Here is a 17368-nt window from a genome sequence, read left to right on the forward strand (position 1 = left end):
ATTAAGGAGGGTGTTAACCACCTGCCAAAGGGCTTGTTGTGATGAAGCCATTGGGACGTCGGTCAGGTATTTTCCGTTAACGACAACGGCAGGCACGCCTTCAATACCGTAGGCTTGGGTGCGTTGTTTGGCTTTGGCAATGGCGTTGTTTACCTGAAAACTATTGAACATTTTTTTATAGTCTTCCGGCTTGATGCCCATGGGTTCGACAAATTTGGCGAGCGCATCGACGTCGAATATCGACTGACGTTTGCCTTGAATGGCTTCAAAATATTGCGTGTGGAATTCGTCTTCGATGCCCAGAAATTTTGCAGTGTAAAAAACGCGCGCCATAAACACCCAATTCGGATTATCCAGCACCGCCGGCAACCGTTCGAAATGCACGTCTTTTGGTTTGGTTTTGAGCCATTGATGCAAACTGGGTTCCAGACGGTAACAATGCGAGCAACCGTAATAAAACACTTCCACGACCGATTTCGAATGCGGCTCGATGGATTGCGGTTTTTTCAAAAGCTGGTACTGCAAACCTTCTTTTAATGTCATTTCCGCCTGGGCGGGGGCGCTGATCATTAAGCTTGTGACCAGCAACGTGCTTAAAAAGGGAATCCAGCAAAACAGTTTGGGTTGTGTCATAGGCACCTCTTAATTACAGTTCACCGTAGGAGTGAAGACCCGACAAGAACATATTCACACCGAGGAAAGCGAAAGTGGTGACCAACAAGCCGACTAAAGCCCACCACGCCATCGGACGACCGCGCCAGCCTTTCGACATGCGAATGTGCAACCAAGCCGCATAGTTCAGCCAAACAATCAGTGCCCAAGTTTCTTTCGGATCCCAAGACCAATAACCGCCCCAGGCTTCGGCGGCCCACATGGCACCCAAAACGGTGGCGATGGTGAAGAAAGCGAAGCCCAGTGCGATGGTTTTGTACATCAGGTCGTCGATTTTTTCCAAGCTCGGCATGGTTTTGATGAACGATGAATTCGGATTTTTCTGTTTGATGTTATCGGTCAACAGATAAGCCAAACCAACCATGGCGGCGATGGAAAAAGATCCGTAACCGATGAAATTGGCTGGCACGTGGATTTTCATCCAGTAGCTTTTCAGGGCGGGTACCAAGGGTTGAATCACGTGGGCTTGACGATCAAAGGTGTACCACAGCAGAAACGCGACGGAGGCGCTGACAACCAGCATGACGAAACCACCCATGGATCGAGTGCGCATCTTTTGCTCGTAATACAGGTAAATCAACGTCGTCAATACCGCGAATAGAATGAAGACTTCATATAAGCTACTGACGGGAATATGGCCGTAATCCGGGTTGATAAGATAGGATTCGCGCCAGCGAACCATCATTCCAACCAGACCGAAAGTGGCGCCGGCCCAAGCCAAGAAGGACGCCACTTTGCCGACATAATCGGATTTGGAGAACAGGGCTAGGAAATAGGCGACGGTGGCTAAGACAAACAAGGCACTCATCCACATAATGGCGGATTGACTGGACACCAGGAATTTTAAGAAAAATGCCTGTTCGTTAATAGCAATTTGATTGCCGTGAGTTTGGTAAGTCCAAACCGCGAGCAGGCTTAAAGCGGCCACTGAGTAGCTCAGGGGTTTAATGCTTTGCCAGAAACGCCCTAAGGCGATCAAACCAATGGCGGAACCGATCAAAATGCCGATTTCGTAATTATCCATAAGTTGTCCGAAGATTTGCCAAGCATAAAAGGCACCACCGATGACTAGGATGGCCCAAACCCAATCGCTGATTGAAACCGTTCGCTTCGAGATTTCCATATTAACGTAAGAATTCATAGTATTCATGATTTCACCTGTAGTTTTGATTGTACCGCCTGTACAACATGTTCAAATTCTTTAGCCACTTCAGGCAGCTCTTTGGTATCTTTTCCGGCAATGGTCAGCGTTTTATCCGTTTCCGAATAGACCAACCAAATCCGTTTTTGTCGAACGTAGAATAAAAAGAATACCCCAATTATAAGTAATGCGCTCCCGAAATAAACGATATCTTTTCCGGGGGATTTCGTAATCTGCAATCCGGTGGATTGAATTTGTTTAAATCCGGTCAATTCAAAAAACAATGGCGGACCATAGTTTTCGAGCGTGTTGATGACGGTAATGGCATCTTCAAACCACTGTTTGTTGAACTCGGAAATATCCGCCAGATTGGCCGCGTTTTCCTTGTCCAGCGTGGCCAGATAGAGGGTTTGTAACGCAATACTGGTTTGGTTGATATAGTATTCTTCAACTTTCTGACGATCCGCTTCGGGGACATTCTGCTGTACAAATTCGGTGATGCCTTTAAACCCTTTCTGGCGGAACAATGACATTAATTGATTCATTAAACGGATTTGCAAATCATAGGTTTTATCATCAATTTCATCCGGTTTGGGTAGGCTTTCCTGGAAAACACGGGTGTTTTCCTGAGGATTATTGATGAGCGCCAGAAACTCGAAGAAACGTTGTTTGCTGCGGTTTTCATCGGCGGGAATAAACAGATAACGATAGGGTTGCGCCTGACTGGTTCGCATACCGGTCATAAAAAACCAACGGTCTTCCTGCAAGCTGGGTTGCATGAAGTTTTCGTATTCCAAGGCTTTGCCTTGTTCGTCACGCACTTTGAAAACAATGCTGGGGCCGTTGTTGTGCATTTTTTTACCGGTGGCGGCGATTTCCTCTTCCGTGGCCGGAACGATATTAAACAATCGGAAATCGTCGAATTCCACGCGATAGGTGCCAATTGGGGTTTTTAAAGGTTCTACCTTATCAATGGCCGTTTCCAGTTTCAGGGGTTCATTGACCGGCGAGAGCAGGGGATGAACGTTAATCGACAGCAGGCTGCCGCCATCGCCGAAGGACGACTGATAAATAGCGTAATTTTTATAAAACAATGGGTAGTTGACCCCAATGGTTTTTCGGATTGGCTCGTCGAGATCCGGCGCGGTTAAAATCAGATCGGATTCATAGGATTTGGGCATGCCGGTGTCGTAATATTCAATGCGAAAGTCGGTGACTTCCAGGGTGAAAGGGAGTTTTTGCACCAGAAAACCACGCTCATAAGGTAAAAATAAAACGTCGGACTTTTGCCCCTCTGGAATATTCACACTGCCGCGAAATGACATATTGTCCGGCCCAACCCAAGATTTTTGTGGAATCTCACTGAGTGGAACCGAACGGGTTTCCGGTGCCAGTTGGCCGGTTAATTCACGATATTTGAGCAGCAGATTACTGTCTAACAGCGCACCCACGCAGATAATGATAATGGACACATGGGTGAAAATGTAACCGAGACGATTCCATCGACCTTTCAGCCCGGCCACGGTCACGCCATCGTCGCGTTGATGTACTTTGGTTTTGAATCCCTGTTCTTTCAGGATGGCCTCTGCTTCGGCGGCATTGAAGGCCATGGGGGTGTAGGTGAGGTGATGCGGTTGGTGCTGATAGGCGTTCAGCGAGAGTGTTTCGCTGTATTGCTTCATGTCCTTAAGAAAGGACGGGGTGTTTCGGGTCAAACACACGCCGGTGGAAAGCAATAGAAACACCAGCACCAGAATAAACCAAGCCGCTCCGTACACATGAAACAGTCCCAGTTCATTAAACACTTGCGTCCAGAAGGGACCGAATTTAATAATGTAGTCCTGAAAAGCCTGATTTTGTTGCAAAACCGTACCAATAACCGAGGCGATCGCCAGCATCATCAGCAGGGTGACCGCTAAGTTCATGGAACCTAGGAATTGCATGAACACCCCAGATTTTCTCGGGGTTGATTGCGGTTTTTTCGGTGTTTCAGTGTTCGATAAATCGGTCATGGGATTCAATATTTTATATGCCGTGGGATAAAAGATTGTAAAGTATATACGGATTCGAACCATTGATAAAGAATGGACACGGAATCCTTTCGCTTTTCATTTGACCGATATTTTGATACGAGTAATTAAATCCGAGTAATTAAATTTATATGCAACATCCTTTATACCAAAAAGCCCATTATGTATTGTCTGCGCCGAATGTGAATCACTGTCCGCCAGACGAAGGGTTTGAAGTGGCCTTTGCCGGACGTTCCAATGCCGGAAAATCCAGCGCCCTGAATGTCATCACCTCGCAACGAGGCCTGGCAAAAACCAGTAAAACCCCGGGGCGGACGCAACTGATTAATTTTTTCGCCTGTGATGAAGAACGCAAGCTGGTGGATTTGCCCGGCTACGGTTACGCCAAGGTGAATGTGAATACCAAGCGCGCTTGGGAACAAAGTCTGTCGGAATACATTGAAACGCGCCAAGCGTTGAAGGGATTGATTTTGTTGGTGGATTGCCGCATGCCGCCGACCGAAATCGACATCACCATGCTGGAATGGACGCGCTCATTGGATTTGCCAGTGCATGTATTGCTGACCAAAAGCGATAAACTGAAAAAAGGGCCGGCGCAAAACAGTCTGTTGCAATTCAAACAATTATTGAACGAACAGTATCCCCACGCCACCGCGCAATTGTTTTCATCTTTAAAACGTCAGGGGTTGGAGCAGGTCTGGTCAAAATTGGATGAATGGATGGCGTATGAACGTCCGGTGAAAGCCAAAACGGACGTATCCACGTTATCTTAAAATGACCAGGCCTGGTTAGAAACGATAACCGGCCTTGAGTGAATAGGTAGTGACGTCACCGATCTGGTTGACGGCCACCAACACATCCATAATCAATAAATTCAGATTTACCCCCACGGCGGCTTTTGGCAAGGTGACGTTTTCCGTTTTCAAATCCGGCCCGGCCGCGCCCTGATTGTCTTCTCGGGCGTTGACGTTGCCCGTGACCACGCCCAAGGTGGCATAGGGGGTAAAATTAGCCAAACCTTTGGAAATGCCCACTTCTGCGCCATAACCGTTAAAGGTGACGGCCTTCACATTGGTGGTTTGCGAATAGTGAATCGCCAGATCAACGGTCGGATAGGTCACCCCGCCTGGGTACACCGCATAGCTGAGTTTGGCGTTCCAGGCCTCGATATTACTGTCGGGAACAATCGAATAATCCAAACCGAAGTTCATATCAAACGGTAAACCCTTTACGGCATGCAGGGTAATCATCTGCAGGTCTTTACCGCCGTTATTGGATACGTAGCGCATACTGTCATTTTTGAAATTGGATTGATTGAGCGAAACGCCAATATCAAATCCGGCCAGTCCTAAGGGTTCCGGCGGGCTCAAGCTTTTGCTGGACAAAGCCCCGGTGAGATCTTCGGCAAAGCGTTTAAATTGGGACTGGCTGTCGAAATCCAGGTCGTCAATGCTGTTTTTGGAGGCCTGAGCCGAATGGGAAAATGCCAAAAATAATAAACACATTGACAGGGTTGGGAGGCTCAAAACGGGGTTCAACAATTTGGATCGGCAGGGTTTGGCGGATGCGTTTAAGGGGTGCGTTGATAGAGGCGTTGACAGATACGTTGATATATATGTTGACATAGGGTTCCTAAAAGTAAATTCTTGAAAGTAGTGGACATGGTTTGGGTGCCAGCGATTATAAACGAAAAACCCCTTTTCACCAGGCCTGGCGAAAAGGGGTTTTTAGCCCGTGTTTGGTTTTACTAACCGGAACACGGGGCAATTCAGCTTTCAAGTTTTTTCGGCTGATTAAAAATCAAATACCAGACCGATGGATCCCATGACTCCGGCATCCTTCTGTTTATCAGTCACGCCGCTGAAGTCGGTGGTGGTGGAGGCCACATCCAAGGTCAGGAAGCCAAAGGTCAGCCCAGCAGTGCCATAGGTATAACCGGTGCCAACCTGATTGCCGCGCAGCCCAGCACGGACATCGGGGATATACCAGGCAGTGTTGGTGGCATAGGCGATGCTGGCGCTCCACCATTGGGTATCTTCGTTATTCAGATCATTGGCTTTGACCAGATCGTAGCTACCGGCCAGTGTCCAGTGGCGGTTTTTTGAAAACCATTGTGCCATTAAACGGTACTGCGGTTTCAATTCGTATTTGGAATCGATTTCGCCGCTGAAATCGGCGGTGGTTTGAGCACTGGACTGATTATTCACATCAAACTTGGGGTTGGTGAGGTTCATCCCGACCACGCCGACCATGTAATTTTCCGCAGTCCAATTGACCCCAATGTCAGCGGTAAAGTTACTGTGACTGCTACCGGATTCAATGCCTTTAATGTAATCGTTGACATCTTTATCACGGTTGCCGAGGTTATCATTGGCGATTTCACTGACGTCCACCAGTTTGGTATTGGACAATAAATTTAAATAGCGAGCGGTTAAACCGACCGATAGCGCCCCATTTTGCGTGTTCATCACATCCATGCCAAAGCTGAGAGCAAATTCGTCCAATTGCTTGTAGTCCACGCCCAAGGCCGCATCACCTGAAGATATTCCCAGTTCGCCGTTATTGTCATAGGCGGTCACATCACCTTGCTTAACAATGTGGCCTCTGGCGCCATACTGACGGGTGTAGTCGAATGAAATGCCGCCGCCCAAAAATTCATGTTTCACCATGACCGGTACCGTCACACCGGTGAGGGTGCTGAAGTTACCGTCATTGTATTTTGTTAAAAAGGCATTGGTTTCATTCTGTAAATTCAGCGCGCTTTGGGGTGTATAGATTTCGGTGTTTAGAATCGGACGGATGCGGTCATCCAAGAAATCTTTAGAACCTTCCAAGCCATCGAATTCCGCCTGTATCTGAATATTCGCTCCCACGCCAATTCGGTAACCGTCGGTGTCGGTAACGGTCATAGCATTATTGGCCGGACTGGCGGTGGTGCTGTAAATGGTATTGGGGTTGGAGGCATCGCCATAGCTAATGCCAGTGGCAATTGGGGTGTAGGAAGTCGGTGCAGCCTGCGCCGATATAGCCGTTGCCATTAGAATGGCACTGGCCAGTGGGGTGAATTTAAAGGTAAATTTAGGGGTCAATTTGATCATATTGAAAAGGCTCCAAACGTGTTATGTGTTCATGTTGATATGGATGGTCATTGGCAGTCAGTTTATTTAACTAAATCGTAATAGTACGAAAAAAACTATATTTTAAAGGGGGTCAATGCGCTTCGTCCCAGTTTTTGCCCTGACCGATTTCGACAATCAACGGCACATCAAGGGTTAAGGCGGATTCCATAATGGTTTTGATTTCGGCTTTCGCCGAGTCGATATCTGGCTCGGCCACTTCAAACACCAATTCATCGTGCACCTGCATCAGCATTTTGATGTCCAGTTTTGTGTCATTTAGCCAGGCCTGCATTTTCACCATGGCGGTTTTGATGATATCGGCGGCGGTGCCTTGCATTGGTGCGTTGATGGCGGTGCGCTCGGCGTATTGACGCAATTGCCCGTTTTTGGCATTGATGTCGGGCAGATACAAGCGGCGACCCATCAGGGTTTCGACATAACCCGTTTGCTTGGCATTTTGTTTGGTGTTTTCCATATAATCCGCCACGCCCGGGTAACGTGAGAAGTACAGATTGATGTATTCCTGTGCCAGGCCGCGCGAAATATTCAGTTGCTTGGCCAGGCCAAAGGCCGACATACCGTAAATCAAACCAAAATTGACCGCCTTGGCGCTGCGGCGTTGTTCCGAGGTCACCTCTTCCAACGGCATATTGAAGATTTCCGCGGCGGTGGCCTGGTGAATGTCCTTACCTTCGGCAAAAGCTTTTAACAAACTGGCATCGCCCGATAAATGCGCCATAATCCGCAGTTCGATTTGCGAATAATCCGCCGCCAGCAGTTGGTGGCCGTCATCGGCGATAAAGGCTTGACGAATGCGGCGGCCTTCGGGGGTACGAATCGGAATGTTCTGCAAGTTGGGTTCGGTGGATGATAAACGCCCGGTCGAGGCCACGGCCTGTTGGTAAGAGGTGTGTACCCGCCCGGTGTTCGGATTGATTTGCTTCGGTAATGAATCGGTGTAAGTGGATTTCAGCTTGGCCAGACTGCGGTATTCCAGAATCAGATTCGGCATTTCATGGCCGTCTTCGGCCAGTTGCACCAGCACCGGTTCAGCGGTGGACGGTTGGCCTTTCGGGGTTTTTTTGATGATGGGTAAATCCAGCTTTTCGAACAAGATTTCCTGTAATTGCTTGGAGGAATTCAAGTTGAACGGGCTGCCGGCAATCAAATGGGCTTTTTGTTCCAGTGCCGTGAGTTTTTCACCCAGTTCATAGGATTGATCGGCCAGCATTTGGCGGTCAATGAGGACGCCGGTGTGTTCCATTTTCGCCAGCACCGGCACTAACGGCATTTCAATGTCGCGGAAAACGGTTTCCAGTTTGGGCTCGGCTTGCAGTTTCGGCATCAGGGTTTGGTGCAATTGCAGGGTGATGTCGGCGTCTTCGGCGGCGTAAGGCGCGGCGGTTTCAATATCGATTTCATTGAAGGTTTTTTGTTTTTTCCCTTTACCGGCAATGTCTTCGAAATGAATGGTGGAATGGTTCAGGTATTTCAGCGCCAAATCGTCCATATTGTGGCGGGTGGCGACACTGTTGAAACAGTAGGATTCCAGCATGGTGTCGAAAGCGATGCCTTGCACGTCGATACCGGCGTTTTGGAAGAGGTGCCAGTCGTATTTGAAATTCTGGCCGATTTTTTGAATGGCTGGGTTTTCCAGAATGGGTTTCAGTTTGGCAATGACGTCGTCGTAAGGCAGTTGTGTCGGGACACCGTCGTAATCGTGGGTTAAGGGCACATAGGCCGCGAAATTTCGCCAGGCCTCTTGTGCCCTTTGGGTATGGCCGTTTTCGGGTTTATCGGTTTTTTCGGCCGGTTCCGCATAAGCGAAACTGAGGCCGACGATGTTGGCCTGCATCGCATTGAGCGAGGTGGTTTCGGTGTCGATGGCAAACACTTCGGCGCTTTCGAGTTTTTTCAGCCATTGGTCCAGTTCGGCCATGTCCAAAATGGTGGCATAGGGTTCGGATTGAATGTGGATGCTTTGAGAAGCGCCATCGGTTTGCGTGGCGTTGGCTGTTTGCGAATGACCATTGGTAACCGTTTCGGAATGGGCTTTACGGCCGCTGCTTTGGCTGAAAGGCAGTTCACCTTTCAGTACGCGTGATAACCAGTTACGCAAATCAAAGCGCGCGAACAGGCTTTCCAAAGCGTCCATATCGGCTTCATGGCGTTTGATGTCGGCCAAGGCGATCGGCAAATCACAATCGATGCGGATGGTGGTCAGCTCGCGGGAAAGTTTTAATTGGTCGAGGTTGGCGCGCAGGTTCTCGCCGATTTTGCCTTTGATGTCGTCGGCGTGCGCGATGAGATTGTCGATGTCGCCGTATTCCGCCAGCCATTTCGCAGCGGTTTTCGGGCCGCATTTCGGAATGCCGGGAATATTGTCACTGCTGTCGCCCATCAGTGCCAGATAGTCGATCATCTGGTCGGGTTTCACGTGGAACTTTTCTTCGACTTTTTCCGGGGTCATCAAGGTGTCGGTCATGGTGTTGACCAGCGTGATGTGTTGATTGACCAGTTGCGCCATATCTTTATCGCCGGTGGAGAGCAAAGCGTCCATTTTGGCTTGGGTGGCGTGGTGGGCTAAGGTGCCCATCACATCATCTGCCTCCACGCCGTCGATGACCAGTAACGGAATGCCCAGCGCTTTGATGATGTCGTGAATCGGCTCGATTTGAATGCGCAGTTCGTCCGGCATGGGCGGGCGGTGCGCCTTGTATTCGCTGTAGAGGTCGTGGCGGAAGTTCTTGCCTTTGGCATCGAACACCACGGCGATGCGCTCAGGCTGGTACTGTTCCAGCAGTTTCCCAATCATATTGATGACCCCGAAAATCGCCCCGGTGGCATGCCCTTCACTGTTGGTCAACGGTGGCATGGCGTGGAAAGCACGGAACAGGTAGGAGGAACCGTCCACCAGAATGAACGGGCTGTCGGGGTTGAATTTGGGTAGGATTTGCGTCATGAAAAGGTCTCTTTTAGAGGGTTTATGCTAGAATGTCGCCGTTTGGAATCGACGATAATTTTAACCTTTTATGGGGATGGTTTGGGATGTCTGTTTATACGGTGGTGAGTCAAGCGGAGTTAGAAGCGTTTTTGACGGATTTCGATCAAGGCACGCTGGTGGCGTTTGAGGGCATCAGTGCCGGCATTGAAAACACCAATTATTTTGTCGATACCACGAAAGGGCGTTTTGTCCTCACCCTTTTCGAACACCACGGTTTTGACGAGTTGCCGTATTTTCTCGACATTATGGCGTTTATGGCGGAGCACGCCATTCCCACCGCGCACCCCAAACCGACGCGCGACGGTTCTTATCTGAAAGAGCTGAAAGGCAAGCCAGCGGCGCTGGTGGAGCGTTTGACCGGTTCCGGCGTGGAACACCCGACCTTGAATCAATGCGAAGTGATGGCGACGAATCTGGCTAAGTTCCATTTGGCCGGGCAGGATTATGACGCTTTCCGCGCCAACGACCGCGGCTTGGATTGGATGCAATCGACGTTCGAATTGATTCGTTCCCATTTACCGCAGGATGAAGTCGATTTGATTGACTCCGAAATCGCTTATCAGGCGCAGCAAGATTGGACCCACTTGCCGAAAAGCGTGATCCACGCCGATCTTTTCTGTGACAATGCGCTGTTCAATGGGGATGAATTGTCTGGCATTATCGACCTGTATTATGCCTGTAATGCCGCCATGCTGTACGATTTGGCCGTAATGGTGAACGATTGGTGCCGACGGCCGGATTCAACCCTATGCGAGGCGAAAACTGCGGCGGTGTTGACGGCCTATCAGCAAGTGCGCCCGATGACCGAACTGGAACAGCACACCTGGCCGGCGGCGTTGCGAATGGGCGCGTTGCGTTTCTTGCTGTCCCGTTTGAAAGACCAGCATTTGCCGCGAGAAGGTGAAATGACACAAATCAAAGATCCTGAGGTGTTTAAAAGCCTGCTTCTGACGCATCGTTCACTTCATTAAGGCTTTTTGTTCATTGGCAGCTTGGCGAATCATGGGCACCGCCTGTTCCATGTAAAGTGTGGCCTGGTGCAGGGTGATTTTATTGAGATCGTGATAATCCTGTTGAAATTGCTGACCATTTTGACGGGAAAGATTGCGAATGACCTTGTTAAATAATCGTTTGCCTTCAGCCAGTCGAACCAAGGTGACCAGTTGTTCCGCCGATAATTTGGTGACCAGTTTTTGTAGAACACGGTCATCCATGGCCACCAGCTTGCTGGCCAGAGCACGATAGGCTTTGATTTTTTTGTGCAAGGTGGCCAGATCTTCGTCGGACTGGTTGCTCAAGCGTTCCTCCAGCAGTTTATGCAACATTTCCAGTGACGAGATGGGCAGTTCAAAAAACACCGGCCCCATCTCTAAAATGTAGCGACCGTCTTGATCGCGTTTTGCAGTAATGTCCATTGGCCTGTCCTGACTTTGGTTCTAACTTGGTTTTAAATATATTGAGTGTTCTGGTTGAAAAATTCAATTTTGCCTTGCGATTCCAAATCAAACATTTTTTCAACAATGCGCTGAATGGCTATTTTCGCACTGGTATTGTCCGGCATGGTTGGGTTGGCAAGATCGGTTTTCAGTTGTTTGGCGAGAATGCCGCCCACATTGCGTAAAATGATGTCGTTCAAGGCTTCGTCCTGCACCACCAGCATCAATTTTAATAAATCCTGATTATCGACTTCGTGCATTAACTTTTGTATGCTCGATTCGTCTAATTCTTTGATGCGGCTGCCCAGTTTAATGTAACTTTGCAGGGTCGAATGGACTTGACCGTGTTCCAGTGCGATGAGATGTTCCAGCGCAATATTCAATAATTCCACCGAAAACCGATCCATGCGAATGGTGGCATAACCAATGTGAACCAACCATTCGTTTTCATGCACTTTTTTAATGCCGATCTTCATAATGCCATTCAACCTTTTTAATGTTAGAGGTGTCCTAATGCCAAGCAAAATAAACGCCAAATCATTTGACAGAAGGGGATTTCGATGAGAATCATCCCCCCGTTTTTCAGGTCTACGCTATAATACAGCGGTTTAATCACCGCCATTCACTGAAAACCACAGGAATCGAGTCCTCCGGTATGAAACCCAATCGAACACTGCCCGAACCACCGTCAGAGCTTCAAACCCGCAGTCAGCAATTAACCGAAAAAATTCGCCAGTCATTAAAACGCTATGGCGCCTTGAGTTTTGCGCATTATATGGAGCTAGCGCTTTATATGCCGCAATTCGGTTATTACGCCAGTGGTCTGCCGAAAATTGGGGCGCAAGGGGATTTTATAACGGCGCCGGAGATTTCGCCGATTTTTTCACGTTGTCTGGCGCGTCAGGCCGAGCAGATACTGAAGCGCTTGGAAACGCCGAATCTCATCGAGTTTGGGGCTGGAAAAGGCACCATGGCCAGAGATATTTTGCTGGAATTGCACGCCTTGCAGCAGCCGGTTGATCAGTATTACATTATCGAACTCAGTGCGGATTTGCGCCAGCGACAGACTGAAACGCTGCAAAGCTTGCCTGCGGGTGTGTTTGAAAAAGTGGTTTGGCTGGATCGTTTACCCGATAAACCCTTGCAAGCGGTGGTGTTGGCCAATGAGGTGCTGGACGCCATGCCGGTGGAAAAATTGCGTTTTGAGCGAGATCAAAGCTTGTTGGGCTATGTCGATTACAACGAAAGCCGACAGCGGTTTGAATGGCAATATCAACCGATTACCGATCGTCAACTGCAAAAAGCCAGCAATGCCATTCTCAAGCAAATCGGCGAGCCTAGTCCCCAAGGCTATGAGACGGAAATCAATTTAAACATTCAGCCTTGGCTGAAATCGCTTTCCGACTGCCTCACAGCCGGTGCCGTGTTGCTGGTGGACTACGGTTACACTCGGCGAGAGTATTATCAACCGGCGCGTCGCATGGGCACCTTGCGCTGTCACTATCAGCATCGCGCCCACAGTGATCCCTTCTTTTACCCAGGCTTGCAGGATATTACCGCGCACGTGGATTTTACCGCCGTGGCGGAGTCGGCGTTTCATGCCGGGTTTAAGATTGCCGGTTTTACCACCCAGGCGCATTTTTTAATGAGCAGTGGTTTACTGGAAATGTCGGCCGATGCGGAAAGTCACATTACCGAGTCACTGAAAGTGGCGCAGCAAATCAAAACCCTGACCTTACCGGACGAAATGGGCGAAAGCTTTAAAGTCATTGCACTGACCAAAGGGTGCGATTTATCGTTAATGGGCTTTAAGCTTCGCGATTTACGCCACCAGCTGTAAACACTTGGCAATTTTCTAACCGAAAGGAAACGACATGGAAGAAACAATGGATTGGATTCAGATTGCTTGGCTGGCGATTATTCAGGGGCTGACCGAGTTTTTACCGATTTCCAGCTCTGGGCATTTAATTCTGATGCCGCAGCTATTTGGCTGGCCGGATCAGGGATTGGCGTTTGATGTGGCGGTGCATATCGGCACCTTAACGGCGGTGTTGTGGTATTTTCGTCAGGATGTCTGGTACATGACCCGAGATTGGAGCCAGTCGTTAGTGACTCGCCAGCCGACCAGCAACAGTCGTCTGGCCTGGTGGGTGATTTTGGCGACGATCCCAGCGGTAGCGTTCGGGCTGGTCATCAATAACGGCTTGGAAAACAGTTTGCGCGATCCGTTGATTATTGCCGCCACCACCATCGGTTTCGGGGCCTTGCTGTGGTGGTCGGATGTCAAAGGCCAGCGTATTCGCGACGAACACAGTTTGCGCTTTAAAGACATCGTCATTATCGGCTTGGCGCAGGCGCTGGCACTGATTCCGGGCACGTCGCGTTCCGGCATTACCATGACGGCGGCGCTGATGTTGGGTTTGACCCGTGAAGCGGCGGCGCGTTTTTCCTTTCTGCTGTCGATTCCGATTATTCTGGGTGCGGGGCTGCTGAAACTGCGGGATCTGCTCAAAAGTGACTTGCCGGTGGACTGGACGGCAATGATTGCGGGGGTGATTATTTCCGCTGTCACCGCTTATATTGTCATAGCGCTGTTTTTAAAATGGATTAACACCATTGGCATGGCGCCTTTTGCTTGGTATCGTTTTGCATTGGGTGCCTTGTTATTGGTGCTCTTTTTGTAATACGAACAGCGTTCGTTAGCCTTAGGAGAGGCCGATGTCTCAATTGGATTTTTACAGCGCACAGCAAGCTCAGGCCATTGATCGCTTTGCCATCGAAACCCAGAAAATACCAGGCCTGCTGCTGATGAAGCGTGCCGCTTATTTCGCCTATCAAACCTTGAAAAATCACTATCCCGAGGCTGAAAATATTTTGGTATTGGGCGGGACGGGTCAGAACGGCGGAGACGGCTGGATGTTGGCGCAATACGCCCTGTTGGAAGGGCGACAGGTGACGGCGGTGTGTCTAGGAGACGAAGCCCGAATTCACGGCGATGCTCGTACCGTTTTAGAAGAGTTGAAGGCATTAGGTGCGGGGCTGAACGATTTTCAGGCAGCGTCTTTATCGCAGGCGGATTTGGTGGTGGATGCGGTGTTTGGCATAGGTTTGAATCAGCCGGTTTCCGGCGCACTGGCCGAGGTGTTTCAACAGGTCAATGCGGCCGCCAAACCGGTTCTCGCATTGGATGTGCCCAGCGGATTGCAAGCCGATACCGGTGCCATTCTCGGTCAGGCGATCCGTGCCGAACGCACCTGCAGCTTCATTACCCAAAAGCCCGGCCTTTATACCCATCTGGGACCAGAAACCGCCGGAAAGATTCACTACAGTCCTTTGTTTTTGAGCCGAGAAACCTATGAGCCGTTCATGCCGGTGGCGCAGAATCATACCTTGAAACACTGGCTGGCGCAGCGTCCCGCTGTGACGGCGTCCAGTCACAAAGGGCGTCAGGGTACGGTGTTGTTACTGGGCGGTAACCACCATATGATGGGGGCGATTCAGCTGGCGGGGCTGGCGGCCTTGACCAGCGGAGCAGGCCTGGTCAAAATCGTCACGCAACCGGAGCATTTGGTGGCCTTGACGCAGGCGCAACCCGAATTGATGACGTATTCAGACGAAGCGCTTTCAACTCTGCTTGAGCAGGCCAAAGCGATTGGCATCGGTCCCGGCTTGGGGCAGGATGATTGGGCGCAATCATTAATGCAAACGATCTTGACCCACGAACAGCCGAAAGTGGTGGATGCGGATGCGTTGAATCTATTGGCAACACAGCCGCAGAAACGCCAGGACTGGGTGTTAACACCGCACCCGGGTGAAGCCGCGCGGCTGTTAAACAGCACCCCTGAAGCGGTGCAACAGGATCGTTTCAAAGCCATTAGTGACTTGCAACAGCGTTACGGTGGGGTGGTGGTGTTAAAAGGTAATGGCACGCTGGTGTTCGATGGTGAACGCATGGAGTTGTGTACCGCGGGCAATGCCGGTATGGCGGTGGGCGGCATGGGGGATGTGCTCACCGGTGCCATCAGCCGTTTTCTGGCGCAAGGCATGAGCTTATTTGAGGCTGCCTGTTTAGGGGTGTCGCTGCATGCACACAGTGGCGATGCCTTGGCGCATCAGCGCAGTCAGGCCGGGGTGATTCCATCCGATTTGGCGCTGACCATGAGCCAGCTGATGCGTTACGGCTGATCGGTGTTCGGTAAAAACGCCTGTAATTGTTTAAACTGCTCATACAGGGCGTCTTCAGAGTCGGCCACCAGATTGATATGCCCCAATTTGCGTCCGGCTCTTTCGGCTTTATCGTACAGGTGCAAAAACGCATTGGGCATTTTCAACACCTCTTGTACCGGACCGGTTTCACCAATAATATTAATCATTGCCGCTACGGGTTGGCGGGGAGAGGTGTCACCCAACGGCAGGCCGGTAATGGCGCGAATGTGGTTTTCAAACTGACTGGTTAAAGCCCCTTCAATCGTCCAGTGACCGGAATTGTGCACCCGCGGTGCCATTTCATTAGCCACCAATCCATCGCGGGTTTCAAATAACTCCAAGGTGAGTACGCCGACGTGATCGAGCGCATCCAGTAGGGCCTGCATATAGGTTTCCGCTTGGGTTTGAATGGCCTTGGAGATCTGCCGTGCCGGGGCGATGGTGTAGCGCAAAATACCGTCGTGATGGACGTTTTGCACCAGCGGATAATAAACGTGTTCATTATGCGCGTTGCGCACCGCCACAATCGACAGCTCGCGGCTGAATTCGATAAAGCCTTCCAAAATCAGTTCGCGCCCACCGATTTTCTGCCAGGCCTGGTCGATTTGGCTGGCTTCCTTCAAGACAAACTGACCTTTACCGTCATAGCCTTCGGTGGTGGTTTTCAGCACCGCCGGTAGGCCGATTTCCGCCACCGCCAGTTTTAAATTTTCCAGTGAATCCACCAGTCGGTAAGGCGCACAGGGAATGCTCAAGTCGTCAAACAAGGCTTTTTCGCGGCCGCGATGCTGGGCGTGATACAGCGATTTTTCGCCCGGATACACCGGCGTGGAGCGTGCGATTTCGCGCACCATTTCCACAGACGTGTTCTCGCTTTCATAGGTCATGACGTCGGAAAAGGCGACCAGCTCATTGAGCGACGCCATTTCATCCGTATACAGTTTGCCCAGTAATGCCGATGGCTCGTCCTGTGATGCGCCTAAAAAAGCAAATTTCTGCCCGAGTGGATAACCGGCAATCGCCAGCATCCGTCCGAGTTGACCCGCGCCCAAAACGCCAATTTTGTGTGTGATTGGTGTCATTTATGATTCCTTGCGAACTGTAATGAAATGGTGTCCCGCCGTGCCACTGGGTTCGGCTGGGATCATTTTACGTGAAAAGGCGGGAAGCGGGAAGTTGGTTGGTTTCAGTCGAACCGTGGATCGGAATTTTCGAGCACAAAGCGCGTTTGCGCTTCGCGAAAGTCGCGAACGGCTTCAAGGATTTCGGGGCGGTGTTTTCCGACGATTTGTGCCGCCAGAATACCGGCATTTTTGGCACCGGCGTCACCGATGGCCAAGGTGCCGACCGGAATCCCGCCGGGCATTTGTACGATGGACAAGAGCGAGTCTTCGCCGCTTAATGCGCGTGATTGCACCGGCACACCCAGCACCGGCACCAGCGTTTTAGCGGCCACCATGCCCGGTAAGTGTGCTGCGCCACCTGCCCCGGCGATAATCACCTGCAAGCCGCGAGCTTCGGCCGTTTCAGCGTACTCAAACATCAAATCCGGCGTGCGATGCGCGGACACCACTTTTACCTCAAACGGCACCCCAAACTGGGTCAGCATGGCCACGGCGTTTTCCATGGTCGGCCAATCGGATTTGGAACCCATAATGACACCCACCAGTGGGGTTTCATGTGAAACGGTTTTCGGGGTTTTTACAGTCGTTGCCAAGGTCGCCATTGAATGCACCTGTTTTGGAAAAAACAGTAAATTT

At 50.3% G+C, this 17368-nt stretch carries 15 protein-coding genes; 5 read left to right on the forward strand and 10 right to left on the reverse strand.

What is annotated here, in order from left to right; translation table 11 throughout:
* From ACP5D0_RS01505 to ACP5D0_RS01515, 3 genes are all read right to left on the reverse strand, one after another.
* On the reverse strand, positions 1-633 hold a 633-nt coding region (locus ACP5D0_RS01505), incomplete at its 3' end, for a thiol:disulfide interchange protein DsbA/DsbL (RefSeq protein WP_472363781.1).
* Positions 634-646: 13 nt separating this feature from the next.
* Positions 647-1822, reverse strand: coding sequence for a c-type cytochrome biogenesis protein CcsB (gene ccsB / locus ACP5D0_RS01510; protein WP_472363782.1), 1176 nt, complete (start codon positions 1820-1822; stop codon positions 647-649).
* Entirely contained in the window at positions 1819-3756 is a 1938-nt protein-coding gene (locus tag ACP5D0_RS01515) for a cytochrome c biogenesis protein ResB (protein ID WP_472363783.1), read from the reverse strand. Before ACP5D0_RS01515 ends, ccsB begins: the two co-directional genes overlap by 4 nt.
* A 218-nt stretch (positions 3757-3974) precedes the next feature.
* Here ACP5D0_RS01515 and yihA point away from each other — a divergent pair, with 218 nt between their 5' ends.
* The gene (gene yihA, locus ACP5D0_RS01520; protein ID WP_472363784.1) at positions 3975-4616 is read left to right on the forward strand and encodes a ribosome biogenesis GTP-binding protein YihA/YsxC; all 642 of its coding nucleotides are present in this window, start codon (positions 3975-3977) and stop codon (positions 4614-4616) included.
* A gap of 15 nt (positions 4617-4631) precedes the next feature.
* Here the strand turns inward: yihA and ACP5D0_RS01525 are convergent, their stop codons facing one another.
* From ACP5D0_RS01525 to polA, 3 genes are all read right to left on the reverse strand, one after another.
* Entirely contained in the window at positions 4632-5333 is a 702-nt protein-coding gene (locus ACP5D0_RS01525) for a hypothetical protein (RefSeq protein WP_472363785.1), read from the reverse strand.
* 303 nt (positions 5334-5636) lie between these two features.
* On the reverse strand, positions 5637-6941 hold the full coding sequence (gene traF, locus ACP5D0_RS01530; protein WP_472363786.1) for a conjugal transfer protein TraF: 1305 nt from the start codon (positions 6939-6941) through the stop codon (positions 5637-5639).
* 112 nt (positions 6942-7053) lie between these two features.
* A complete protein-coding gene (gene polA / locus ACP5D0_RS01535; RefSeq protein ID WP_472363787.1) occupies positions 7054-9924 on the reverse strand; it encodes a DNA polymerase I in 2871 nt (956 codons plus the stop codon).
* Positions 9925-10010: 86 nt separating this feature from the next.
* On the opposite strand from polA, the gene ACP5D0_RS01540 reads away from it, so the two are divergent.
* Positions 10011-10937 carry a homoserine kinase gene (locus ACP5D0_RS01540; RefSeq protein ID WP_472363788.1) on the forward strand — a complete coding sequence of 309 codons (927 nt, stop codon included), beginning with the start codon at positions 10011-10013 and terminating at the stop codon, positions 10935-10937.
* Here the strand turns inward: ACP5D0_RS01540 and ACP5D0_RS01545 are convergent.
* Entirely contained in the window at positions 10926-11381 is a 456-nt protein-coding gene (locus ACP5D0_RS01545) for a FliG C-terminal domain-containing protein (RefSeq protein WP_472363789.1), read from the reverse strand. The genes ACP5D0_RS01540 and ACP5D0_RS01545 overlap by 12 nt on opposite strands.
* A 32-nt stretch (positions 11382-11413) precedes the next feature.
* The gene (locus tag ACP5D0_RS01550; protein ID WP_472363790.1) at positions 11414-11878 is read right to left on the reverse strand and encodes a FliG C-terminal domain-containing protein; all 465 of its coding nucleotides are present in this window, start codon (positions 11876-11878) and stop codon (positions 11414-11416) included.
* Between the two features lie 179 nt (positions 11879-12057).
* Between ACP5D0_RS01550 and ACP5D0_RS01555 the strand changes: the two genes are divergently transcribed.
* The 3 genes from ACP5D0_RS01555 to ACP5D0_RS01565 are packed head-to-tail and all read left to right on the forward strand — an operon-like array spanning position 12058 to position 15587.
* Positions 12058-13242 carry a class I SAM-dependent methyltransferase gene (locus tag ACP5D0_RS01555; protein ID WP_472363791.1) on the forward strand — a complete coding sequence of 395 codons (1185 nt, stop codon included), beginning with the start codon at positions 12058-12060 and terminating at the stop codon, positions 13240-13242.
* Between the two features lie 34 nt (positions 13243-13276).
* Complete coding sequence (locus ACP5D0_RS01560) at positions 13277-14086, forward strand: undecaprenyl-diphosphate phosphatase (RefSeq protein ID WP_472363792.1); 810 nt, start codon at positions 13277-13279, stop codon at positions 14084-14086.
* A gap of 34 nt (positions 14087-14120) precedes the next feature.
* Positions 14121-15587, forward strand: coding sequence for an NAD(P)H-hydrate dehydratase (locus tag ACP5D0_RS01565; protein ID WP_472363793.1), 1467 nt, complete (start codon positions 14121-14123; stop codon positions 15585-15587).
* On the opposite strand, the gene ACP5D0_RS01570 is transcribed toward ACP5D0_RS01565, so the two are convergent.
* Together ACP5D0_RS01570 and purE are read right to left on the reverse strand one after the other, a co-directional pair.
* On the reverse strand, positions 15578-16690 hold the full coding sequence (locus ACP5D0_RS01570) for a 5-(carboxyamino)imidazole ribonucleotide synthase (RefSeq protein ID WP_472363794.1): 1113 nt from the start codon (positions 16688-16690) through the stop codon (positions 15578-15580). The genes ACP5D0_RS01565 and ACP5D0_RS01570 overlap by 10 nt on opposite strands.
* 104 nt (positions 16691-16794) lie before the next feature.
* Positions 16795-17334 (reverse strand): 5-(carboxyamino)imidazole ribonucleotide mutase, encoded by a 540-nt coding sequence (purE, locus tag ACP5D0_RS01575; RefSeq protein ID WP_472363795.1) that lies wholly within the window; start codon positions 17332-17334, stop codon positions 16795-16797.
* Positions 17335-17368 lie beyond the last annotated feature (34 nt).

It is taken from the genome of Hydrogenovibrio sp., assembly GCF_049975065.1.
Classification (GTDB): Bacteria; Pseudomonadota; Gammaproteobacteria; order Thiomicrospirales; family Thiomicrospiraceae; genus Hydrogenovibrio.